Raw genomic sequence first — 22,641 nt, forward strand, 5'->3', positions numbered from 1 at the left:
GATGTCCGGCCACGTGAAGGACATGCGGAACACGGCGGGGCGCGCCCGGGGCAGGCCCGGGTCGGCCGGCAGGGTTCCACGGCGCAGCACCATCGCCTGGGTCGTCGCGGGCGCGATCCCGCTCGCGTTCCTCGCCGTGTTCTTCGCCTGGCCGGTCGCGGCACTGGTCGGCCGCGGCTTCACCACCGACGGCGCCCTCGACCTCTCCGGGTTCGCGGAGGTGTTCGCCCGCCCCCGGACCTGGCGGATCATCCGGCTCACCCTGGTCCAGGCCCTGCTCGGCACCACCCTCGCGGTGCTGCTCGGGCTGCCCGGCGCGTACCTGCTGTACCGGCGAACGTTCCGCGGCCGGGCGCTGGTGCGGGCGTTCGTCACGGTGCCGTTCGTGCTGCCGACCGTGGTGGTCGGCGTCGCGTTCCGGTCACTGCTCACCGAGGGCGGCCCACTCGGCTTCCTGCACCTGGACGGCACGTTCACCGCGATCGTCCTGGCGCTCGTGTTCTTCAACTACACGGTGGTGGTGCGCACGGTCGGTGGCCTGTGGGAGCGCCTCGACCCGCGCACCGAGCAGGCCGCCCGCGCCCTCGGCGCTCCACCGTGGCGGGCGTTCCTGACCGTGACCCTGCCCGCGCTGACCCCGGCCATCGCATCCGCCGCGTCCGTGGTGTTCCTGTTCTGCGCCACCGCGTTCGGGGTGGTCATGGTCCTCGGCGGCACCCGGTACGGCACCATCGAGACCGAGATCTGGATCCAGACCACCCAGTTCCTGGACCTGCGCACCGCAGCCGTGCTCTCGGTGGTCCAGCTCGTGGTGGTCGGGGTGTCCCTGGCCCTGTTCTCGCGGGCCCGCGCCCGCCGCGAACGCGCGCTTGACCTGCAGGGCCGGCCCGCCGACGAGCAGACCGCGCAGCGGCTGCGCCTGTGGAACCGGAGCCGTCCTGGAGGCGACCTCCTTCCCACCGTGGTGACCTCCGCCGTCGTCATCGTCCTGCTCGCACTCCCCTTGGGGAACCTGCTCGTCCGCTCCCTGCGCACCCCGGACGGGTGGAGTCTGGGCAACTACGCGGCGCTGGGCACCACCGGTGGGGACAACGCGCTGACCGTGACGGTCTGGGAGGCCGCCGCGAACTCGCTGCGGATCGCCGTGGACGCCACCGTGCTCGCCGTCGTGATGGGCACGCTCGTGGCGCTCGTGGTCTCGCGGCGCCCCCGCAACCCGCTCGGGCGGCGCGCGGTGTGGTGGCTCGACGCCGTGTTCATGCTGCCGCTCGGGGTCTCGGCCGTGACGGTCGGGTTCGGGTTCCTGATCACGTTGAACCACCCGCCGCTGGATCTGCGCAGCTCGGCGGTCCTGATCCCGATCGCGCAGGCCGTGGTGGCCATCCCGCTCGTGGTGCGCACCGTGCTGCCGGTACTGCGTGCCATCGACCCGCATCTGCGGGAGGCCGCCGGCGTGCTCGGTGCGGCGCCGTGGCGGGTGCTGCTCACCGTGGACGGACCGTTCCTGATCCGCTCCCTCGGGCTTGCCATCGGGTTCGCGTTCGCCGTCTCGCTCGGTGAGTTCGGGGCCACGTCCTTCCTGTCCCGCCCGGACCGGCCCACGTTGCCTGTGGTGATCTTCCGGCTGATCGGGCGGCCCGGCCCGGAGAACTACGGGATGGCGCTCGCCGCGTCCGTGGTGCTGGCGGTGCTCACGGCGACCATCATGGGCGTGGCCGAACGGCTGCGTCACGAAGGGGCAGGGGAGTTCTGATGAGCGGTCTGAGCGTCGCCGGGGCCGTGGTCACCTATGCCGGTACGACGGCGGTCGCCGGGGTGGATCTCGACGTGGCGGTCGGCGAGGTGGTCGCCCTGCTCGGGCCGTCCGGGTGCGGCAAGTCCTCACTGCTGCGTGCCGTCGCCGGCCTCGAGCCGCTCACCGCCGGGCGGGTCGCCTGGGACGGGGCCGATCTGCGTGACGTCCCGGTGCACCGGCGGGGGTTCGGGTTGATGTTCCAGGACGGGCAGCTGTTCACGCACCGGGACGTCGCCGGGAACGTCGCCTACGGGCTTGAGATGGCCCGGGTCCCTGCCGCCGAGCGTCGGGACCGGGTCGATGAGCTGTTGGAGCTGGTCGGCCTCGCGGGGTACCAGCGGCGCCCCGTGGTGACGCTGTCCGGTGGCGAGCAGCAGCGGGTCGCGTTGGCCCGCTCGCTCGCGCCCCGGCCGCGGCTGCTGCTCCTGGACGAGCCGCTCTCGGCGCTGGACCGGTCGCTGCGCGAGCGCCTGGCCAGCGACCTGCACGACATCCTCCGCCGCGCCGGGACCACGTCCCTGTATGTCACCCACGACCACGACGAGGCGTTCACCGTCGCCGACCGGGTCGCGGTGATGCGCGCCGGCGAACTCGTGCAGGTGGGCCGTCCCGCCGAGCTGTGGGCCGCGCCCGCGGACGCCGACGTGGCCGCGTTCCTCGGGTACCGGGTGGTGGCCGCCCACGGGGGTGGGCGGCTCGGGCTCGGACCGCGGGCGCTCGAGGTGGTCGGGGTGGTGGCCGGTGACGGCGTGGGCGGCGAGTCGGCGGACGGCTGGGCCGACGCGCTGGGCGGCGGCGCGGGCGCGTCCGCGGAAGCGGCGGGGTCCGGCGGCCACGGCGTGGGTGGCGAGGCTTCGGAAGGTGCGGCGAGGTCGCCGCGCACACCTGCCCCTTCCGCGGAAGCGCCCGGTTCGGGAGGCGACGGCGACCTGACCGGGCGAGTCACCGCCGTCGGGTTCTCGCGCGGGCGCACCACCGTGATGGTGGACCTGCCCGACTGGGGCGAGCAGCGCGCCGTTGCCGCGGGCATCGCCGCGATCGGCACCGGCGACCTGGTGCGGCTGCGCCTGGACCCGGCTGGCGTCGTCGCGCTCTGAGCTCGGCCCCTCCCAGCGGGTTCCAGGTGAGCCGGCGGCGTCGGTCACGGGTCCGTTGATGTAGGTGGTGGCGTAGTCGTCGAGTTAGTCACCTCGCCGTCGAGGTAGCCGGTTGTCCGGAAGGTGTCCACGACTTACTCGACAGCTAGGTGACTAGGTGGGCGTCGCGCCGGTCCGTACGAAGCCGTGCTCCGGCTCACCGGCCGTGGCGTGGCTCACGGGAATACCGGTGGCGCTCCGGCGTTCCCTGGAGTACGATACTTGAAGAGTCAACTAAAAGGAGTCGGAGACATGACCACGATCGCCCACCACGATCAGCTCGCGCAGGACACCGCCATGGGCGTCGTCGACCTCATGGTCCGCGACCTGGACGCGATGATCGCCTACTACTCGACCGGCGTCGGCCTCGACGTGATCACCCACGAGGGCCCCAGCGCCATCCTCGGCCGCGGCACCACGCCGATCATGCACCTGCGCCAGGAGAAGGACCTGCCCGAGTTCAACCGCCGCGACGCGGGCCTGTTCCACACCGCGATCCTGTTCGACTCCCAGGCCGGTCTCGCCGGCTCCGTGAACAGCACCGCCCGGTTCGCCCCGCGCAGCTTCACGGGATCCTCCGACCACCTCGTCTCCGAGGCGTTCTACTTCGACGACCCCGAGGGCAACGGCGTCGAGCTGTACTGGGACCGCCCGCGTGAGGCGTGGACGCGCACCGCCGGTGGCGGCGTGCAGATGGCCACCCTGCCGCTCGACCCGAACTCCTACCTGCGCACGCACCTCACCGACCAGACCCTGGCCAAGCCGGAGCTCGCCGTCGCCAACATCGGCCACGTGCACCTGCAGGTGGGCGACATCGAGGTGGCGGAGCAGTTCTACGTCGGCGTGCTCGGTTTCGACGTGATGGCCCGGTTCGGCGCCCAGGCGCTGTTCGTGTCCGCGGGCGGCTACCACCACCACATCGGCATGAACACCTGGAACAGCGCGGGCGCCGGCCCGCGCGCCGCCTCGCTCGGCCTCGGCCAGGTGAGCATCGAGGTGCCGACCACCGATGACCTGGACGCGCTGGCCGCCCGCCTCGCCGCGCAGGGCATCGACCGCCGCCACGACGGCGCCGTGCTCCGGTTCGACGACCCGTGGAAGACCCTCGTCGAGGTGCGCCCGACCGCGGTCTGAGGCGCCCCGGCAGATCCCACGACGGGCGCGCGGCCGCCGACATCGCACCCGCCACGCCGGGATCGCACCTACGCAAGGTTCGAACTCGACGTAGCGGGTGCTACGTCAACGGGTGCCGGGGAGGCGTGTTTGAGCGGGCGCGTGCGGACGAGGGTCAGAGGGTGAGCTGCCAGGCGGCCCAGACGCTGGCCTGGCGGAAGCCGAGGGCCACGTTGATGTCGAGCATGTAGTTGTTCTCCTGGGCGTTCCAGGTGTGCACCCGGCGCGCGCCCGGGACCTCGCGGGCGATCACCTCGAGGTTCGCGGCCTTGACCAGCATGCCCAGGCGCCTGCCGCGGTGCTCGGCCAGCACCAGCGTGTTCTCCTGGTAGAGCACGTCCGGCTTGCCGGGGGCCGTGTCGATCTCGGTGTAGCCGGCGAGGGTGCCGCTGGGGATGTGCCGGGCGGCCGTGGCGTAGGTCATCTTGCCCATCGCCGCGCGCACCTGGTCGAGGTTGGCGACCCGCTCGGCATCCCACACCTCCTCCTGCAGATCGAGACCGGCGGACGGGGCGTCGGTGCTCATCCGGGTCTGCAGCACGCAGTACTGGTCGACCCACTCCTGCGGCACCGGGCCCTGCCAGGTGACCAGGTCGTAGTCGGGCCCGGCCTTCGCCTGCGATTCCTGCCGGTACCGCACCAGGGTCTCGGGATCGACCGGCAGCTGTACCTGGGAGTGGCGCTCCACCTGTTCCAGCGCGAAGCCGCGGGCCAGCGCGAACCGTGCGCCGGGGGTGCTGCGGTCGAAGCGGCCGGTCCCGGTCGGCGGGACCAGTGCGTCCGGGGACTCGGCGTCGGGCTCGGTCGCAATGCCGGCGTCGCCCATGACCTTGGTGCGACCCGCGCCGCGGGCGATCGCCACGGCGGCGTCCCAGAGCTGGGCGCCGAGGCCGTGCCGTCGCGCCCTGGCGAGGACCTCGACCTCGATGAAGGCCATGTGGGTGTTGTCCTTCAGTGGCAGGTACACCCACGCGGCGCCGAGGACGGAGTCGGGGTCGCCGTCGGGGGCATCGGCGTCGAGGCCGACGAGCAGGTGCTTCTCGGCGGTCTTCTGGTTGGCGCGCGAGGCGGTGACGGTCTCGGCCGTGTCGGCCAGGTCGGTGTTGCCCAGGATCTCGAGCACACTTGCGGCGCTGACGGCGACGGCGCCGCGAACCCGCCAGTCGGGGGTCTCGTCGGAACGGGCGGGCGTCGGTGCCTCGCTGATCCGGAACGTGGTGGCGATGGTGTCCATGACTCGAGGGTGAACCTGCGCCCGCCCGGTGCGCCAGACATTTACGCGCTCCGCCGGTGGCCCGGCTGGGACGCGGCCGCTGGGGAGTTGTGCCCCCGTCCGGGCGCCGGCCGGCAGCACTTTCGTTGTTACGCTGCTGGACGTTTGTCAGCACCGGCCGACGACGCCACCAGGAGGTAACCGGATGTCAGGCGACGCGGGCTTGTTCCAGGGCGGCTTCTGGATCATCTTCGTCGTGATCTTCGTGGTCGTGGCCATCTTCGGCTGGCGCGCGAACAAGAAGCGCCAGGAGGCGCTGCGGGCCTGGGCGGCCGGGCGCGGCTGGACCTACACCGCGACCCTTCCGGCCCTCGTGCACCGATGGCAGAGCCCGCCGTTCCGGCAGGGCAGTTCGCGGCGCGCGAGTGAGGTGCTCACCGGGGTTTTCCAGGGCGAGCAGGCCCTCAGCTTCAACTACACCTACACGACCGGCAGCGGGAAGAGCAGGAGCACCCATCCCTTCCACGTGGTGTCGCTGCACCTGCCGGCGGAGCTGCCCTGGGTGCAGTTGACCCCGGAGGGGGCCGGCGCGGCGATCGCGAAGTTCTTCGGCGGACAGGACATCGAGTTCGAGTCCGCGGCCTTCAACGACGCGTGGCGGGTGAAGGCGGCCTCCTCCCGGTTCGCGTACGACTTCATCCACCCGCGGATGATGGAGCGCCTGCTCCAGGGGGACGCCGTCGGACGGGCGATCACCGTCGAGGGCCAGGACATCTACCTGTGGGCGAACGGCCGGCAGCGGATCGAGTACGTCGACTCCTACCTGAACCTGCTGTACGGGATCGTGCAACTGGTGCCGCGGCACCTTTGGCTCAACGTGGGGCACGATCCGCTGGCCGAGTGAACCGGCCCGGAACTCAAGATCGTCACGACCGGAAGCAGGGGAGACAGTATGGATCTGGGGGCGATCTTCGCCGGCGGGGTCATCTCGCTGCTGTTCTTCGCGGTGCCCGTCGGGGGCATCGTCCTCGTGGTCGTGCTGGTGCGTCGCGCGAACCGGCGCCGGCACGCCGCGAACCACCAGTGGGCCGCCGCACGGGGCTGGCAGTACACGCCGCGGGTGGACGGCCTGGAGCGACGGTGGCAGAGCCCGCCGTTCGGGCGAGGGGGATCCCGACGAGCCACGGAGGTCTTCACCGGCAACTTCCACGGCCGGCAGGCACTGAGTTTCACCTACACCTACGTCACCAGCAGCGGTGATAGCAGCACCACGCACACCCACCATGTGGTCGCGCTGCAGCTCCCGGTCCCGCTGCCCTGGATGCAGCTGAGTCCGGACGGGGCGGGCACCTCGATCGCGAAGTTCTTCGGTGGTCAGGACATCGAGTTCGAATCTGTCGCCTTCAACGAGACTTGGCGGGTCCAGGGCCCGCCGGGCCGGTTCCCGTTCGACCTCATTCATCCCCGGATGATGGAGCGCCTGCTGCAGCCGGACGCCGTCGGCCGCAACATCACGATCGAGGGTCGCGACGTCTTCCTCTGGACCCACGGCTCGCAGAAGTTCCAGAACATCGACCCCTACCTCAATCTGCTCTACGGGTTCATCGAGCAGATTCCGCGACACCTGTGGCTGAACGTCGGGTACGACCCGCTGGCGCAGTGATCACCGCCTGATCAGCCCCAGGCTGCGCGCCGCGGCGGTCGCCGCGGTCCGTGAGTCCACACCGAGCTTGGTGAAGATGTGCACCAGGTGGGACTTCACGGTCGCCTCGGAGATGAACAACTCCCGGGCGATCTGCTGGTTGGAGCGTCCGGCGGCCACCAGGGTGAGGACCTCGGTCTCCCGGCGGGACAGCGACCGGTCCGGTGCCCGCATCCGGTCCATCAGCCGGAGTGCGACGGCAGGTGCGAGCGCCGACTGCCCGGCCGCCGCCGTCCGCACGGCCGCGAGCAGTTCCTCCGGCGGGGCGTCCTTGAGCAGGTAGCCCGACGCCCCCGCCTCGACGGCCGCAAGGATGTCCGCGTCGGTGTCATACGTCGTCAGGATGAGGACCCGGGGTGCCCGGGGCAGCGCCGCGATCCGCGCGGTGGCGTCCACTCCGGCCATCTCCCGGCCGAACTGCAGGTCCATCAGCACCACGTCCAGCCCGGGCGGTTCGGTCGAGGTCAGGTCGACGGCGGCGCGCACCGCCTCGTCCGCCGTGCCGGCCTGCGCCACCACCCGCAGGTCCGGCTCGGTCTCCAGGACCGCTTTGAGGCCGGCGCGCACCACGGGGTGGTCGTCCGCGAGCAGGATCGAGATCACGGGCGCTGCCGTTCGCTCGAGTGGTCGGGGCCAGGCCCGACGGCGGTGGCCGGCTCGGTCCGGTCGATCGCGATCGGGAACGTGACGGCCAGAGCCGTGCCGTGCCCCGCCGTGGACTCGACGGTCAGGGCGCCGCCGAGCTCGACGGCGCGCGAGCGCATCGATGCCAGGCCGAACCCGCCGTCGGGTCCGGGCGCCGGGCGGTCCGCACCGGGCGAGGTGAGGGCCGCGGCGTCGAAACCGACGCCGTCGTCCACCACGTCGAGCGCGACCTGCTGGTCCATCACGGTCAGCGTCACGGCAGCGCGGGTCGCCCCGGCGTGCCGGGTGGTGTTGGCCAGGGCGGACTGGGCGATCCGCAACAGCGCCACCTCGACCGGTGTCGGCAGCGCGACCGGGCCGCCCTCCAGGTGGAACGTGACCGGGAGGCCGGTGCGCTCGGTCGTGGTGGCACACAACCGGCGCAGCGCCCCGATCAGCGAACCGCCCTGCAGCTCGGCCGGGGCGAGCGCCGCGACCAGACGCCGGGCCTCGCCGAGGTTCTCCTGGGCGGTGCTCCGGGCCTGCTCCACGTGTGCGGCCACGTCCGCCAGTTCGGGGTGATCGGCGAGCCGGCGCCCCGACGCGAGCAGCAGCAGCTGGATGCTGGACAAGCCCTGAGCCAGGGTGTCGTGGATCTCCCGCGCCAGGCGCTCGCGCTCGGCGAGGACGCCCTGCTCCCGCTCGGCAGCGGCGAGCTCGGCACGTGTCTGCAGGAGTTCGGCGATCAAGGCCCGGCGCCGCTCGGACTCGGTGCTCAGCTGCTGGAACCCCCACACGGTGGCCACCGCGACCGCAGCGCCGAGGAACGGGCCGATCGCCATCGCCGGCGTGAACGCCGGCTGGTGCCAGGCGAACCCGGCCACGGCAGCGATGGCCGTCAGTGCGACCATGATCAGTCCGGTCCGCCAGGACAGCAGGTGCAACAGCAGGAAGAACCACGCGAACGCCAGCCAGATCGCGTCCGGGGTGAGCCACAACAGCACCAGCCAGGCCGCCAGCAGCCCACCGAGCCAGAGCCCGGCGGCCCGGGTGCCGGGCTGCACGCCCACCATCAGTGGGCCGGCCGCGTACACCAGGCCCACCACGATGGCGACGACCATCACCGCGACCGGTGCTGCGCCGTCGGAGTTGAACGCCCGCACGGCCGCGAGGATCAGCAGCACCGCGACGAGGACGTGCAGGCAAAGCCGGAGCAGCCACGGCACGGGGGTCGCCGCGCCGCTGGCGGAACCGGGGGTGCGGTGAGCGGTCGTCATGGCCATCCCAGCGTACGGAGCCGGGGTGCGTCCGGCATCCATCGAACGTTGGATCGCGCGCTCCGACCTTCGCCGTCCGCGGAGCCATCGGGCGAGCGATGTGGCGCACCGGGCCCGCGAGAGACGCTGATCGAGGTCGCCGACGAGGCGGCCCGGCCGAACCGGATCACCCGGTCGCCGCTCGCCACCATCCAGTCGTACCTTGGAGATTCCCCGTGTTCGTAGCACTCAGAGACTTGAAGTTCGCGAAGGGACGATTCGCCCTGATGGGCACCGTCGTCACCCTCATCACGCTGCTCGTCGTGCTGTTGTCCGGGCTCACCGCCGGCCTCGGCCGCGAGAACATCTCGGCCATCACGGACCTGGACGCCGATCACCTGGTGTTCGCCGCACCGGCCGCGGACCAGGACATCTCGTTCTCCGACTCCGTGATCCCGGCGCAGACCCAGGCGGACTGGGCGGACGTGGCCGGCGTGGCGGCGGTCGAGCCCCTCGCGCTCGGGATGACCCGCGCCGAGTCCGGAGCGCGCACCACGGGCGTGGCGTTCTTCGCCGTCGACGAGGCCTCCGCGCTGCCGCCCGTCGCCGTGCGCAGCGGCGAGGTGGTGCTCGCCGAGCAGGCCGCCGAGGATCTCGGCGTGGCGGCCGGTGGCACCGTCACCGTGGGTGGCGTCGAGCTCGAGGTCGCGGCGGTCGCCGGGTCGGACTCGTACTCGCACGCGCCCGTCGCCTGGATCTCGGACGCCGACCGGCCGATGACCGGGACCGCGCCGGACGCCGCGACCGTGCTCGCGATCCGGGTCGGCACCGCGGACCTCGCCGCCGCCGACGCCGCCCTCGGCACCGAGACCGTCACCGTGGCCGACTCCCTGAACGCGATCGGCTCCTACTCCTCGGAGAACGGGTCCCTGCAGCTCATGCGTGGCCTGCTGCTCGCCATCTCGGCACTCGTGATCGGTGCCTTCTTCACGGTCTGGACCGTCCAGCGCAGCCCCGAGATCGCGATCCTCAAGGCGGTCGGCGCCTCGACCGGGTACCTGGTGCGGGACGCCGTCGGGCAGGCGTTCGTCCTGCTGCTGTTCGGGACCGGGCTCGGTGCGGCGCTCGCCGCGGGCCTCGGGGCGGTCGCCGCCACCGTGGTGCCGTTCGTGCTCGGCCCGGCCACGGTGCTGCTGCCCGCGGCGCTGCTCGTGGTGCTCGGCCTGGTCGGGGCGGCCGCCTCACTGCGCCGGATCGCGACCGTGGACCCGCTCACCGCACTCGGCGCCGCCCGCTGAGCGCCGCCACCCCCGGCGTGATCGCCACCCTCATGAACCTTCGTACATCGTCACCATCGGAACCGGAGCACCTGCCATGACCATGCACCTCAACGACGTCACCCTCACCTACCCCGACGGCGACGGTCGCCTCACCGCACTCGACCACGTCACCCTGCACGCCGAGCCGGGCGAGCTCACCGCCGTCGTCGGCCCGTCCGGGTCCGGCAAGTCCAGCCTGCTTGCGGTCGCCGCCACGCTGATCACCCCCGACTCCGGGCAGGTGCTGCTCGATGGCACCGACCTGGTCGGCCTGAACCGGAAGCAGCGCACCCGGGTGCGCCGGGACCGGATCGGGATCGTGTTCCAGTCGGCGAACCTGCTCGCCTCCCTCACCGCGCTCGAACAGCTCACGGTGATGGCGCACCTGGCCGGCGAGGCGCCCACGGCGGCGGGCGAGCGGGCGCTGGAACTCCTGGACGCCGTCGGGCTCGGCGCCCAGGCCGGCCGCCGCCCGCACCAGCTCTCCGGCGGCCAGCGCCAGCGCGTCACGATCGCGCGCGGGCTGATGAACGAACCATCCGTGCTGCTCGTCGACGAGCCCACCAGCGCGCTGGACTCCGAGCGGGGTGCGGCGATCCTGGACCTGCTCCGCCGGCTCACCACCGAGCGCGGCCTGGCCACCGTGATGGTGACCCACGACCGGGACCATCTCGCCCACGCCGACCGGGTGGTCGAGATCGTCGACGGCCGCGCCCACGCGCTCGCCCCGGCCTGACGCTTCAGCCGCGCTCGCGCCCGCGCCGATGCTGGCGCCGAGTCAGTCGAGCGGACCTCGAATCAGCCGTCGGTACCCGACTGACTCGAGGACCACTCGACGGATTCGCTGCGGGAATCGCGCCGAGCGGGGGGTCACTTGGTCCGGTCGCGCTCGGCGAGCACGTCCAGGTAGTGCTGGTTGAACATGAGCCCGAGGACGTTGCCGAACGGGTCGACGACTGAGGCCGTCACGAAGCCGTCGCCGCGGGTCGTGATGGGATCGTGTGCCGCGGCGCCGAGCTCGATGGCCCGGGCCACGGCGGCGTCGAGGTCATCCACGGCCCAGTACGCGGTGGCGCCGGCGGGCTCGCCGTGCGGGTGTGCGGAGTAGGCGGCGGACATGATCCCGAGCTCGTGGCTGTAGTCGCCGATCCGGAACTCGACGTAGGCCGGGTCGCCGGTCTCGGGCCGGGCGAAGTAGGGCTCCGTGCCGAGCAGTTCCGCGTACCAGCGGGCCGCCGCGGCGACGTCGTCGGCGAGGTAGGTGATCGTCGTGAGTCCGCGCAACATGTCCTGCTCCTTCATCGGTTGGGGTTGTGAGCACAACGCTACGAGTCGAACAGGTCAGATCCTGGCCGCTTCTCGGAACCAGCCGGACGTGGTGGGAACGAATCGGCTTCGGGTCGCCCGCCGCGGCGTCGTAGAGTGGAAACCCCACGCCAGCGGCCGAGATCGAGGTGAGAGCAGATGCCCGCCGAGACGATCACCGCTGCCACCGAGTTCGTGGTGACGACCCTCGCGGTCCTCGCGGGCACCGCCGCCGTCGGCGCCGCGGCCGTGGGGACCGCGTTCTGGCTGGTGGTCCGCCGGGTGCGCCGGTCGAAGGCGCTGCGTCGCGGGGTGGACCGCGGCCTGCTGGGCGCTCGCAGCGTGGTGTCCGACGGCGCAGGTCGCCACGGCGCGCGCCTCCAGTTGACGATCGCGCGGGAGCGGGAGGCGACCACCCGGGCGCTCACGGCCGCCGGGGCGCAGGGTCGCCCGGTCGGGGAACTGCCCGCGATCGCCGAGCACCTGGAGACGGTCGCGGCCGGCCTGGACGAGCGGCTCAGACTCGTCGAGCGCGAGCCGGACCCGGCGCTGCGGGCCCGGCTCACCGAACGGATCGCGGGCGAGGTCGGCGAGTACCAGCGCCTTGCCACCGGGGTGCGGGAGTCCGCGATGGGCAACCACAGCGCGGCAGCCGAGCTGGGTGCCGCCGCCGAGCGCCTGCAGATCGAGGGCGAGGCCCTGCGGACCTGGGACCGACGCGGCGATCGTGACGCCATACCCGATCCGGGGACCGGCGGCCGTGGCTGAGAGCAGGATCCGCACCCGACTCGTGCGCCTGGTGCGGGTGCGCCGCGCGGGTACCCCCAAGGGGGACCCCGCCGAACGGCTCGCCGCTCACCTGTCCGAGCAGCAGGCGCTGCTGGCCACCGCCCGGCGCTCGCTCGTGGACCTGAGCGTGAGCCGGCGGCGGACCGAACTGCAGGCGGGTCGGGCCGAGGACGAGGCCCGGGCCGCGACCGAGCGGGCCCGCCGGGCCGTGGCGGACGGACAGGACGAGATCGGCCGACGGCACCTGACCGACGCCATCGACGCCGAGCGCCGCCGGGACGCGCTGCGCACCCGGTTCGCGGCTCTGGACGGCCAGGTCACCCACCTCGAGCAGCGCCTGGACCTGCTCGAGTCGCAACTGCACCACGCCACCGCACAGCTGCACGACCTGCGCGCCGACCGGGACGCGGCCACCGCTGCCCTGAACATCCAGTCCGCGCTCGGCGCCGCCGGGCCTCAGGCGGACCAGACCGCGCAGGCCCGCGACCAGATGCGCCGGATCCAGGCCGAGGCGGCCGCCCGGGACGAGATCGCCTGGGACGATCCGGACTCCCCGCAGGTGCGGGCCGCGTTCGCGGACCTGGAGCGCACGATCGCAGCGAACCAGCGGCTGATCACGGGGCTGGACCAGCCACCGCGCTGACGGCGACCACCGGGCTCACGTGAGTTCGCGCAGCGCCGCCTCGAGGTCGGTGTGCCGGAACTCGAACCCGGCGGCCAGGAGCTTCTCGGGGGCGACCCACCGGCTCTTGAGCACGAGCTCGGACTCCTGGCGCAGCACGAGCATCCCGATCTCGAGCAGCCACCGCGGCGCCGGCAGCCCCACGCGCGCGCCCACCGCCCGGCGCAGACCCGCCATCAGGGTGGTGTTGTCGCTCGCCTCCGGCACGGCCAGGTTCACCGGACCCTCGAGGTCCTCATGCGTGTCGATGAACTCGACGGCCGCGAGCACGTCCTCGATGTGGATCCAGCTGAACCGCTGCCGCCCGCCGGTGCGGTGGTCGACCCCCTTCGACATGGTGGGGTGCGGCCCGATCCCGCGGTAGCGGCGATGGGGCAGCCACCAGCCGTCGTACTCCGGGCCGCCGAGGCCGAACCGTGCGGCGGTGCGCAGCATCGGCAGCGCACCGTCATCGCCGAGCACGATCGCCATCCGCAACGCCACGCGGCGGGTCCGGGGCAGGTCGCCGTGGCTGAACACCCGCTCCCAGTTGCGGGCCACATCCACCGAGAACCCACCGCCGAGCTCGCCGGCAGCCTCGGTCTGCGGCCGGTCCATCGCATGCCGGTAGATCGTCCCGGTGCTCGCGTTCAGCCACAGCCGGGGCGGTTCCACGGCGCGGTCCACGGCCCGGTGCAGGGCCATCGTGGTCGCGATCCGGGACCGGTAGATCTCATTGCGGTTCCGGTCGTGGTAGCGGCAGCCGACGCTCTTGCCGGCGAGGTTCACGAGCAGATCCGCGCCGTCGACGAGGGCGTCGATCTCGGCCTGATCGCTCCAGCGGGCGTCCGGACCGGACCGCCCGATCCGCTTCACGTCATAGCCGCGGCGGCGCAGGTCGGCGATCAGGGCGGTGCCGATGAAGCCGGAACCGCCGGCGACGACGGCGCGGGGGCGTGCGCTCATGTCGTGACCCAACCACGCCGGTCCGGCCGTGTCACATCGGCGTCAAGTCAGATCGGGGGCGGCCTCGCCGTCGGAGGGCGCCGAGGTCCCAGGGGTGGGCGCAGACGCCCGCCGGCGCCGCCGCCGGGTCACCCAGACGATGGCGGCCACCGGCACGCCGACGACGAGCAGCCACGGCGCGAGCACGCCGAGGAACACCAGCAGTCCGCTCGCGAACGTGACCAGCGCCCGCCAGCCTGTCTCGAGGCCGCCGAGGAAGCCACCGGTCTCGATGGTCGGCTCGTAGTGCGCCTCCAGGTTGACGTCCAGCGTGGACATCGAGACCTGATCGGCCAGATAGGCGCGCTCGGCCTGCAGCGACTCGAGCTCCGCCTGCCGCTCGCTCAGCGCCGACTCGGCCGCGATCAGGTCACCGCTGTCCGCGGCGTCCGCCATGATCTGCAGCAACCGGTCGGTGGAGGCCTGCAGCGCCAGGATCCTGGCGTCCAGATCCACCGCCACCTGGGTGACGTCCTGGGCGCTCTGGCTCAGGTCATGGACCTCGCCGAGTTCGTCCAGCTCGTCGATCAGCGCGTTGACTTCGTCGGCCGGCACCCGGATGGTCAGGTGCGCGCTGCCGAGGGAGTCCGGCCCGTCGGAACCGGCGGCCCGCTCCGAACGCTGATCCACCCGGCCGCCGGCGGTCTCCGCGAGCAGGGCCACCCGGTCCGCGGCCTCGGCCGGGTCCTCGACCACCACGGTCGCGCTCCCGGTGGTGATGATCTGCCGTTGCGTGTCGCCGCTGATGTCTCGGTCGGCTGCCTCCGGCTCGGCCACGCTGCCACCGTCGCCCGACACGTAGCCGGCATCGCCACCCGATACATCGGATCCCGATCCGCCCGAGCACCCGGCCACGAGTACTGTGCCGAGAAGGAATACGAGGCCCCACCGCAGTCGCGTCATGACCGGGACCGTACGTGCCCAACGGGCTGTGCGGAACGGCTGTTGCCAAGTTGAGGCCCAACCGTGCCTCGAGCGTGACCGGCACCCGCCGACGGTGACGTCCTTCGAAAACCGTTGGACGCCGTCGGGCCTTGCGACGAGCATCACGGACATGACCCGTATCGAGGACCTGACCCAGTCCGAGCTCTGGGACGCCACCGCGGCCGCCGGCTACGACACCCCCGGCGAGGGCATGTTCGCCCCGGAGGTGCTCGGCCCCACCGTCGAGCGGCTCGCGGCACTGGCCGACGGCGGACGTGCCCTGGAGTTCGCGATCGGCACCGGCCGGGTCGCGATCCCGCTGGCCCAGCACGTACGGGTCACCGGAATCGAGTTCTCGGAGCCGATGGTCGCGCAGTTGCGCACCAAGGTCGGCGAGGCCGAGATCCCGGTCGTCGTGGGGGACATGGCGACGGCGGAGGCCGGCCTGGGCGAATACGGTCTGGTCTACCTCGTGTTCAACACGATCGCGAACCTGCTCACGCAGGACGAGCAGGTCGCCTGTTTCGCCAATGCGGCCCGCCACCTCCGGCCGGGCGGTGCGTTCGTCATCGAACTGTGGGTGCCCGAACTGCGCAAGCTCCCGCCCGGTGCCCCGGGCACGCTGTGGCGGGCCGATCATGGCTACGTGGGTCTGGACACCTACGACGTGCTGAACCAGCGGGTGGTCTCCCACCACTTCCGGTTCGGGGACGGCCGCGAGGCCACGCTGGGCCGTACCCCGCACCGCTACATCTGGCCCGCCGAGCTGGACCTGATGGCCCGGCTCGCCGGGTTCGCGCTGGAGAGCCGGCACGAGGACTTCGCCGGTGCGGAGTTCACGGCCGAATCCCGGTCCCACGTGTCGGTGTACCGGCTGCCCGCGTAGGCTCGCCGCAAGCGGCCCGGGCGTGCGGGCCGAGTCCCGACGAGGGGGAGCGGTGCGATGGCACGGACCGTCGAGGCGGTCACGGACCTGCGGATCGTCCCCGCGAACGAGGCAACCTGGGCTGACCTGGCGGCGATCTTCGGCACCCGCGGCGAGGGCTCGCGATGCATGTGCCAGCGGTACAAGCTCTCCCGCGGCGAGGCGTTCGCCAACTTCCCGGTCGCCGAGCGCGCCGCCCGGCTGCGGGAGCAGACCGAGTGCGAGAACCCCGGCTCGGACACCACCAGCGGCCTCGTCGGCTACGACGGCGGCGAGCCCGTCGGCTGGTGCGCGGTCGAACCACGCCCGCACTACGACGGGCTCGTCCGGGTCGGCCGGGTCCCGTGGACCGGGCGGGCGGAGGACCGCACCGACGCCGGGATCTGGGCCGTGACCTGCGTCTTCACCCGGGCGGGCCACCGCCGGAGGGGGATCAGCCACGCCCTGGTGCGGGCCGCCGTCGACCATGCGCGTGAGCGCGGCGCCCGCGCCCTCGAGGGATACCCGACCAGGACCGCGGGCACGATCGAGCAGGACCTGCACGTCGGGACCATCGCCGCGTTCGCCGCGGCGGGCTTCACCGCGATCGGCGAGCCGAGCCCGCGGCGGGTCGTCATGCGGATCGACTTCTGACGTCAGGCCGCGACGATCGGTAGCTGCGTCACGGCGTCGGCCCCGACCCGCTCCGCGAGGAAGTCGGCCCAACTGCGCTCGCCGTGCATGACGGGCTCGACCGCGAGGTTGGCGCCGTCGCGGTAGGCGCGGCCGACCTTGCCCGGCAGCCCGAAGGGGAGGACCGGGCGGCGCGAGCCCTGTGCGCGAAGGTAGGTCCGGACTGCATCTGGTGCCTCGTAGACGGCCGGGCCGACGAGGTCGGGCACCAGGCCGGCCGGGGCTGCGAGGGCGAGATCCACCAGCCGGTGGGCGACCTCGTCGGCGTCGACGGACTGGAGCCGCATCCGGGGCGCCGGCACGACCGGCATCTTCGCCAGCGACCGTGCCAGCGTCAGCACGAAGTCATGGAACTGGGCCGCGCGCAGCACCGTCCACGGGACCTCGGCAGCAGCGACGGCGCGCTCCAGCCCGGCCTTCTCGCGGAAGTACCGCAGCGGCATCGCGTCGGCACCGACGACCGAGATCGCCACCAGGTGGCCCACCCCGGCGCGCCGTGCGTGCTCGGCGACCACCTGCGCCGCGGCGGCGTCGCCCTTGGGTCCACCGGCCAGGTGGAGCACCGTGTGGACGCCGTCGAAGGCCGCCTCGAGGCCGTCGCCGGTGGCGACGTCACCGACCGCGTAGGCGACTCCCGGCTCGTCGTGGTGGGGGTGACGGCTGAGCACGCGGGTGTCGATGCCCTCGGCGCGCAGGCGGGCCAGGACGAGGCGGCCGAGGGTGCCGGTGCCGCCGGTGATCAGGATCGGGGAGGTCATGATGGCTCCTGTGGGTCGTGGTGGTTTCGGACCCCGTCACACCGGGCCGGCGTGGCGGGTCACCTCTGTGACACCCACGGACGAAGGGATGTGACATGGACGGCGGCGACGACCCCACCGTGTTGTTCGAACGGGAGCGACCACGAATGCGCGCGGTCGCCTACCGGATGCTCGGCTCGCTCGCGGACGCCGACGACGCGCTGCAGGACGCCTGGCTGCGAGTCGATCGGGCGGGCCTGGCCGGGGTCGAGAACCCGGCGGGCTGGCTGACCACGGTGGTGGTGCGCACCTGCCTGAACCGGCTCCGGGCGCGGACGAACCGTCGCGAGGACGGGCTCGATGACGCCGTCCATGTGCCGGATCCGCTGCTCGGGCCGGCGGCCGGAGCCGACCCGGAGCAGGAGGCGGTGCTGGCCGATTCGGTGGGCCTCGCGCTGATGGTCGTGCTGGACACGCTGCCGCCGGCCGAGCGGCTGGCGTTCGTGCTGCACGACATGTTCGCCGTGCCGTTCGACGAGATCGCCCCGATGCTCGAACGCTCACCCGCCGCGACGCGGCAGCTCGCGAGCCGGGGACGTCGGCGCGTGGCCGCCTCGGCCACCGAGCCCGACCCGGACGTGCGCGCCCAGCGTGCGGTCGTGGACGCCTTCTTCGCCGCGTCCCGTGACGGCGACCTCGACGCTCTGGTCGCGGTGCTGCACCCCGACGTCGTGCTCCGGTCCGACGGCGGCCGGTCCCGTCCGCAGATGTCGATGACGTTGCACGGGCCGGCCGCCGTATCGCGGCAGGCGTTCACTGCGTCGCGGCTCTCGCCGTTCGTACACCCGATGCTCGTCAATGGCGCCGCCGGGGTGGTGGTCGCGCCGCACGGGACGCCGCAGTTCGTGATGGCGTTCACGGTTCGGGACGGGCTGGTCGTCGCCATCGACGTGCTCGCCGACCCGCGCCGGCTCGCCGAGCTCGAGCTGCCGCCGCTCGGCGGGTGAGCCCGGCCGCTCGGCTCAGCCCCAGCGGGCGAGGTGCTGCTCGGCGCGTGCCACGACCCGGGCGAGCTCATCCGCGGGACGGTCGTGCAGCAGCGTGAAGGCGATCTGCTGCAGGCCGACGCTGCGCCGGAACACCTCCGCGCGGGCCACGGTGGCGGCATCGGCCAGTTCGTGGACCAGCGCCCAGCCATGCCACGACGCGAGGCTGGCCAGGTCCTCGGCAGGGTCGTCCAGCGCGGTCAGGTCCCAGTCGAGGACCGCGCTGACCCGGCCGTGCTGCCAGAGCACGTTCGAGCCGGCCAGGTCGCCGTGGTTGACGACCACCGCCGGGGGCTCGAGACCTGCGAGAGCGTCGATGCGCCGTCGGGCCTCGTCCTGCAGGTTCGGGCTCAGCAACTCCACGACGCGTTCGCGCAGCACTGTCTCCCAGTCGGCGCCGCCCATGAACGATCGCGTCTGCGCCAGGTGCGGGCGGAGCGGCCCGGGGTCGAGGGAGTGCACGGCCTCCAGCAGGGCTCGGAGCGGCTCGGGGTCGCCCTCGTGCGGCGGGTGCGGCTCGCCCTCGACCCGCAGCGTCGGGATGGCCTGGAAGCCCTCGATGGTCACGGGTAGGCCGGTGGACTCCGGCACCGCGAACGGCAGAGCCGGCAGGGCGTCCACGAGGGCCTGGGCCCGGCGCAGTTCGCCGGCCACGGACGGCTGGCGCGCGACGCGCAGAGCGGTGCGGCCGGCGAGCACCACGAGGGTGCTCGAGCCGACCTCGATCCAGGTCGCGTCCGGCGGGTGCGGGGCCTCGCCGGCGGCGCGGAGTCCTTCCTCGAGCAGCGTGTCGAGGATCTCCTGCGGCGGCCGGACGTAGCGGGTCTCGGTCGTCATCGGACCACGGTACCGAGCGGGCCCGCCCTGGCTCCGGTGCCCACCGTGCCGGCCGGGTCGGTCTCGATCGCCGAATCGCCGAAGTTTGCCGGAGTTGCCCGAACTGCCGTCTGGGTGTCGTCAGCGCGGATTGCGGAACTTGGCGGCCCGATCGCTGAGATGGCGCCGGGTCGCCGGGTCGACGGTGAGCGCGGCCGCCCGGTCGAACGCCGCCGCGGCCTCCTCGCCGCGCCCGGCTGCGCCGAGCAGGTGCGCGCGGGTGGCCCAGGCGGGCTGGAAGGCGTCGGCGCCCTCGGGCAGCGCGGCGAGGCCGGCGTCGGGGCCGTCCAGTCGGCCGACGGTTGCCGCGAGTGCCACCTGCGCGCCCAGGGTCGGCGCGAGCATGACGAGCGCCGAGTAGAGCGTGCGCAGCGCCTCCCGGTCCGTCACTCCGGTCCGGCGCCGGTCGCAGTGCACGGCCTGGATGGCCGCCTCGAGCTGGAACCGGCCGAGCCGGTCGGCGGCCGCCGCCCGGCGCAAGTACGCCTCACCGTCGGCGATCAGGTCCGCGTCCCAGGTTGCCGGGTCCTGCTCCGCGAGCGGGACGAAGTCCGCCTGCCGAGCCGGCGACCGGGCCAGCGACAGCGAGATCAGCGCGGCCAGGCCGAGCACCTCGGGTTCGTCCGGGAGCAGCGCCGCGAGTGTGACGGCGAGGTACTGGGCCTCGCCGGCCAGGGAGTCCGGTGACCGCAGCGGTGCCTGGTCCGGCCCACCGGTGAGCGTGGCCGCGTAACTGCCGTACACGGCCTCGAGGACGCCTGGCAGCCGCTGCGCCAGGTCAGCGCGTCCCGGAACGACGAACGGGATCCGGGCGTCGGCGATCCGGCGCTTGGCCCGGACCAGCCGCTTGGCCATCGCCGCCGCGCCCACCCCGTACGCCCGCGCGATCCGGGCGGCGTCGAGGCCGAGCACCACCTGCAGCATGAGCGGGGTGCGGGCCGCCGCGTCGATCGTCGGGTGCGCGCACACGAACAGGAGTTCCAAGCGGCGCTCGCCGATGGCGTCGGGATCGAGGGCGTCCAGCGGCAACGTCAGCGGTGCGGTGTCACCCGGGTCGACCGGGAGCGGTGCCCTGGTGCGGTGCGCGGCCGACTTCCACACGTCGCGCTGCCGATTGCGGGCGACAGCAAGGAGCCAGCCGTCCGGGTTGGCCGGCACGCCGTGCTCGGGCCAGGTCTGCAGGGCCCGTTCGAGCGCGTCGGACATGGCGTCCTCGGCGAGCATGAGGTCCCCGGTGGGGGCCGCGAGGATCGCGACCAGCCGACCGTAGGAGGTGCGGGCGGCGCGCTCGGCGGCCGCCCGCGCCTCGGCCGCGCTCACGCGTTCGGTTCCCACCCGCCGTCGCGCACGTAGGTCGCGCCCGGGCGGACCTCGACGGCGCCCCAGGCGACGCCCGGGGCCTGCCGGGCCCACTCGAGCGCGGCGTCGAGATCTGGCACGTCGATGACGAACGTGCCACCGAGCTGGTCCTTCGTGTCGGCGTAAGGGCCGTCCTGGATCCGGAGCTCACCGTCAACGGTGGTCAGCGTCGTGGTGCTGGTGGACGGCTGCAGCACTTCACCGGAGAGTAGGACCCCGGCCTGGTGCAGCGCCTGGGCGTAGGCGGAGAACGCCCGCCGGCCCTCGGCCATGACCTCCTCACCGAGCGTCTCGTCGGTCTCTTCCGTGTAGTGCATCAGGATCGTGTACCGCATTGGTCTCTCGTTTCCTCGTGGGGTGTGACACACCCATGACGATCGAGCATCGGTCCGATGGACAGGTGCAGGCCGAACGCTCACCCGACCGCAATGGCCTCGATCTCGACGAGCAGATCCGGCGCGGCCAGGCCCTGCACGATGAGCAGAGTCGTCGCGGGGGGATCGGGCGGGAGGGTCGGACCGGCGGCCGCCATGAACGGTTCCACGTTCGCGGGATCGGTCAGGTAGATCGTGATCTTGGTGATCGACTCGGGGCCGAGACCCGCCTCGGCGAGTACGGCGCCCAGATTGGCGACCGCCTGGGCTGCCTGAGCGGCGATGCCCCCGGCGGTCCGCCCGTGCGCGTCGACGCCGACCTGGCCGGAGACGAACACCAGTCTCTGTGGCCCGGTGACCTCGATACCCTGCGCGTAGAACGGCGACGCCGGCACGCTCGCCGGGTTGAGTGCTCTCAGCATCGGTCCTCTCCTCGTCCGGCCGCGTGCCTGGGGCAGCGGCTCGGTGCAAGGCTGTCACGCCGGTGTGACAAGTGGGAAGGACGCCGGAGGGCGCGCTGAAGCGCTCAGCCGGGAGGGCCTACCGCTTGCCTCAGGTGCGCGGCTCGAAGGTGAGGCAATCGGCGAGGTCGGTGCCGGCACCGATCCGGACGGCGGGGGCGCTGCACTCGAGGTCGACGTTGTGTACGCAGTCCACGCGTTGGCAGGCGCCGACTGCGGCGAGCACCGTGGACAGCCCACCCTTCGTGGTGAGCGGGATGAAGGTGGCGCACTGCGCGTCGACTCCGGTGCCACCGATCGTCACGGCCGCGGCGTGGCAGCCGTCGTGGTTGTAGGAACAGCCCGCCACCGTGCACTCGGTGACGGAGGGGAGATCGGCGAGCGAGGTCATGACGTTCTCCTTTGGGGCGGGGCTCGAACCAGGAATAACCTCAAGGTAAACCCGGAATGTCGTGGTGTATAGCAAGGCAGTACTGCCTAAGTTCCATTCCTGCATTAACCTCACGGGCGGAATGCGAAAGTCCTACGGTATTAACGTGACGTCGCTAATCCGTAATTCATTCAACGTTCGCGGGGTGCGTCGGGACCGGTGTACCCCGCCCTGATCGCGCCGGCGAACCGTTGCCGCAGCGCGTCGTCGTGCAGCGCCGGTTCGCCAACGCCCGCGGTCGAGTCCTCGACCGGCCCGGGTGTGAGGATTCGGCGCATTCCGATGCGCAGCGCGCGCTGGTCGATCGCGTGGCTGCCGCCGAGGGACAGCAGTGCCGCACCCTCGTCCAGGGCGGCCAGGAGTGCTCCCAGCTCGTTGGGCTGCAACGGATCGCGCTCGGATCGGGACTGCGCCGCGACGGTTGTGTAGCCCTCGACGAGGATCGTCATGCGCTTGCCCATCTCCTCGCTGAGCCGTGCGTCCCGGGCCGCGGTCGCGATGAACTCCAGGGTGGCCAGCGCGAATCCCTCGATCAGTTCCGAGACCTCCTCGCCGTGTGACTCGTCGGCGCCGCCTTCGAATACCTGATGGTGCTCACCGACGGTCCAGCCTCCCTCGGCGAACGCCACCTCGATATTGGCGTCGATGACCGCGAGGAACAGGTCCGCCTTGCCGTCGAAGTTGGAATAGACGGCGCCCTTGGAGAAGCCCGCATCGCGGGCGATCGCCTCGAGGTTCGCGCCGTGATAGCCCTGCTCGGCGAAGGCGCCTCGGGCGGCGACCACGAGCGCGTCCCGGGTCTGCTGCTGCTGCTCGCGGCGGGAGCGGGGAGCGGTGGCCATCGGTCCATGCTAGGCGC

General features: G+C 72.6%; 25 protein-coding genes. 12 read left to right on the forward strand and 13 right to left on the reverse strand.

Translation table 11 applies throughout. From position 1 onward, the window contains the following. The first annotated feature begins 1 nt into the window (after position 1). The 3 genes from KCQ71_RS21870 to KCQ71_RS21880 all read left to right on the forward strand — a co-directional run bounded on the left by KCQ71_RS21870 (position 2) and on the right by KCQ71_RS21880 (position 4,065). Positions 2-1,753: an ABC transporter permease gene (locus KCQ71_RS21870; protein WP_223410229.1), complete on the forward strand. Its 1,752-nt coding sequence runs from the start codon at positions 2-4 to the stop codon at positions 1,751-1,753. After that, positions 1,753-2,892 (forward strand): ABC transporter ATP-binding protein, encoded by a 1,140-nt coding sequence (locus KCQ71_RS21875; protein ID WP_223410231.1) that lies wholly within the window; start codon positions 1,753-1,755, stop codon positions 2,890-2,892. The genes KCQ71_RS21870 and KCQ71_RS21875 overlap by 1 nt, the downstream gene beginning before the upstream one ends. 291 nt (positions 2,893-3,183) lie before the next feature. Then, positions 3,184-4,065 (forward strand): VOC family protein, encoded by an 882-nt coding sequence (locus KCQ71_RS21880; protein WP_223410233.1) that lies wholly within the window; start codon positions 3,184-3,186, stop codon positions 4,063-4,065. Positions 4,066-4,219: 154 nt separating this feature from the next. On the opposite strand, the gene KCQ71_RS21885 is transcribed toward KCQ71_RS21880, so the two are convergent. Continuing rightward, positions 4,220-5,338: a GNAT family N-acetyltransferase gene (locus KCQ71_RS21885; protein WP_223410235.1), complete on the reverse strand. Its 1,119-nt coding sequence runs from the start codon at positions 5,336-5,338 to the stop codon at positions 4,220-4,222. Between the two features lie 184 nt (positions 5,339-5,522). Between KCQ71_RS21885 and KCQ71_RS21890 the strand changes: the two genes are divergently transcribed. Continuing rightward, complete coding sequence (locus tag KCQ71_RS21890; protein ID WP_223410248.1) at positions 5,523-6,221, forward strand: type III secretion system chaperone family protein; 699 nt, start codon at positions 5,523-5,525, stop codon at positions 6,219-6,221. Positions 6,222-6,269: 48 nt separating this feature from the next. Next, positions 6,270-6,980, forward strand: coding sequence for a type III secretion system chaperone family protein (locus KCQ71_RS21895; protein ID WP_223410251.1), 711 nt, complete (start codon positions 6,270-6,272; stop codon positions 6,978-6,980). Here the strand turns inward: KCQ71_RS21895 and KCQ71_RS21900 are convergent, their stop codons facing one another. Together KCQ71_RS21900 and KCQ71_RS21905 are read right to left on the reverse strand one after the other, a co-directional pair. Continuing rightward, complete coding sequence (locus KCQ71_RS21900) at positions 6,981-7,622, reverse strand: response regulator (RefSeq protein WP_223410254.1); 642 nt, start codon at positions 7,620-7,622, stop codon at positions 6,981-6,983. Further along, positions 7,619-8,920, reverse strand: coding sequence for a sensor histidine kinase (locus KCQ71_RS21905; protein WP_223410256.1), 1,302 nt, complete (start codon positions 8,918-8,920; stop codon positions 7,619-7,621). Before KCQ71_RS21905 ends, KCQ71_RS21900 begins: the two co-directional genes overlap by 4 nt. Before the next feature lie 266 nt (positions 8,921-9,186). Here KCQ71_RS21905 and KCQ71_RS21910 point away from each other — a divergent pair, with 266 nt between their 5' ends. Further along, positions 9,187-10,197 (forward strand): ABC transporter permease, encoded by a 1,011-nt coding sequence (locus KCQ71_RS21910; RefSeq protein ID WP_223410259.1) that lies wholly within the window; start codon positions 9,187-9,189, stop codon positions 10,195-10,197. 76 nt (positions 10,198-10,273) lie between these two features. Beyond that, positions 10,274-10,954, forward strand: coding sequence for an ABC transporter ATP-binding protein (locus KCQ71_RS21915; RefSeq protein ID WP_223410275.1), 681 nt, complete (start codon positions 10,274-10,276; stop codon positions 10,952-10,954). A 134-nt stretch (positions 10,955-11,088) separates the two neighbouring features. On the opposite strand, the gene KCQ71_RS21920 is transcribed toward KCQ71_RS21915, so the two are convergent. Further along, a complete protein-coding gene (locus KCQ71_RS21920) occupies positions 11,089-11,505 on the reverse strand; it encodes a VOC family protein (protein WP_223410283.1) in 417 nt (138 codons plus the stop codon). Positions 11,506-11,682: 177 nt separating this feature from the next. Between KCQ71_RS21920 and KCQ71_RS21925 the strand changes: the two genes are divergently transcribed. Continuing rightward, complete coding sequence (locus tag KCQ71_RS21925; RefSeq protein WP_223410286.1) at positions 11,683-12,291, forward strand: hypothetical protein; 609 nt, start codon at positions 11,683-11,685, stop codon at positions 12,289-12,291. Next, a complete protein-coding gene (locus KCQ71_RS21930) occupies positions 12,284-12,955 on the forward strand; it encodes a PspA/IM30 family protein (protein ID WP_223410289.1) in 672 nt (223 codons plus the stop codon). Before KCQ71_RS21925 ends, KCQ71_RS21930 begins: the two co-directional genes overlap by 8 nt. Positions 12,956-12,970: 15 nt before the next feature. On the opposite strand, the gene KCQ71_RS21935 is transcribed toward KCQ71_RS21930, so the two are convergent. Together KCQ71_RS21935 and KCQ71_RS21940 are read right to left on the reverse strand one after the other, a co-directional pair. Then, complete coding sequence (locus tag KCQ71_RS21935) at positions 12,971-13,939, reverse strand: epimerase (RefSeq protein WP_223410291.1); 969 nt, start codon at positions 13,937-13,939, stop codon at positions 12,971-12,973. Between the two features lie 42 nt (positions 13,940-13,981). Next, complete coding sequence (locus KCQ71_RS21940; RefSeq protein WP_223410295.1) at positions 13,982-14,881, reverse strand: DUF4349 domain-containing protein; 900 nt, start codon at positions 14,879-14,881, stop codon at positions 13,982-13,984. A gap of 151 nt (positions 14,882-15,032) precedes the next feature. On the opposite strand from KCQ71_RS21940, the gene KCQ71_RS21945 reads away from it, so the two are divergent. After that, positions 15,033-15,788, forward strand: a complete 756-nt coding sequence (locus KCQ71_RS21945; RefSeq protein WP_223410297.1) for a class I SAM-dependent methyltransferase — start codon at positions 15,033-15,035, stop codon at positions 15,786-15,788. Between the two features lie 57 nt (positions 15,789-15,845). Further along, entirely contained in the window at positions 15,846-16,460 is a 615-nt protein-coding gene (locus KCQ71_RS21950) for a GNAT family N-acetyltransferase (RefSeq protein ID WP_223410299.1), read from the forward strand. A 2-nt stretch (positions 16,461-16,462) separates the two neighbouring features. Here KCQ71_RS21950 and KCQ71_RS21955 read toward each other — a convergent pair whose 3' ends face one another. Further along, a complete protein-coding gene (locus KCQ71_RS21955; protein WP_223410302.1) occupies positions 16,463-17,257 on the reverse strand; it encodes an SDR family oxidoreductase in 795 nt (264 codons plus the stop codon). Positions 17,258-17,352: 95 nt separating this feature from the next. On the opposite strand from KCQ71_RS21955, the gene KCQ71_RS21960 reads away from it, so the two are divergent. After that, positions 17,353-18,243 (forward strand): sigma-70 family RNA polymerase sigma factor, encoded by an 891-nt coding sequence (locus KCQ71_RS21960; RefSeq protein WP_223410305.1) that lies wholly within the window; start codon positions 17,353-17,355, stop codon positions 18,241-18,243. Between the two features lie 15 nt (positions 18,244-18,258). Here KCQ71_RS21960 and KCQ71_RS21965 read toward each other — a convergent pair whose 3' ends face one another. From KCQ71_RS21965 to KCQ71_RS21990, 6 genes are all read right to left on the reverse strand, one after another. After that, positions 18,259-19,119: a phosphotransferase family protein gene (locus KCQ71_RS21965; RefSeq protein ID WP_223410313.1), complete on the reverse strand. Its 861-nt coding sequence runs from the start codon at positions 19,117-19,119 to the stop codon at positions 18,259-18,261. A 120-nt stretch (positions 19,120-19,239) separates the two neighbouring features. Then, positions 19,240-20,478, reverse strand: a complete 1,239-nt coding sequence (locus KCQ71_RS21970; RefSeq protein ID WP_223410317.1) for an RNA polymerase sigma factor — start codon at positions 20,476-20,478, stop codon at positions 19,240-19,242. Then, positions 20,475-20,852, reverse strand: a complete 378-nt coding sequence (locus KCQ71_RS21975; RefSeq protein WP_223410320.1) for a YciI family protein — start codon at positions 20,850-20,852, stop codon at positions 20,475-20,477. Before KCQ71_RS21975 ends, KCQ71_RS21970 begins: the two co-directional genes overlap by 4 nt. An 80-nt stretch (positions 20,853-20,932) precedes the next feature. Continuing rightward, positions 20,933-21,313: a RidA family protein gene (locus KCQ71_RS21980; RefSeq protein WP_223410322.1), complete on the reverse strand. Its 381-nt coding sequence runs from the start codon at positions 21,311-21,313 to the stop codon at positions 20,933-20,935. A 130-nt stretch (positions 21,314-21,443) separates the two neighbouring features. Beyond that, positions 21,444-21,743: a DUF1540 domain-containing protein gene (locus KCQ71_RS21985; RefSeq protein WP_154796147.1), complete on the reverse strand. Its 300-nt coding sequence runs from the start codon at positions 21,741-21,743 to the stop codon at positions 21,444-21,446. Between the two features lie 170 nt (positions 21,744-21,913). Continuing rightward, complete coding sequence (locus KCQ71_RS21990; RefSeq protein WP_223410325.1) at positions 21,914-22,624, reverse strand: TetR/AcrR family transcriptional regulator; 711 nt, start codon at positions 22,622-22,624, stop codon at positions 21,914-21,916. Between the last annotated feature and the right edge of the window lie 17 nt (positions 22,625-22,641).

Source organism: Occultella gossypii (assembly GCF_019947135.1).
Taxonomy (GTDB): Bacteria; Actinomycetota; Actinomycetes; order Actinomycetales; family Beutenbergiaceae; genus Occultella; species Occultella gossypii.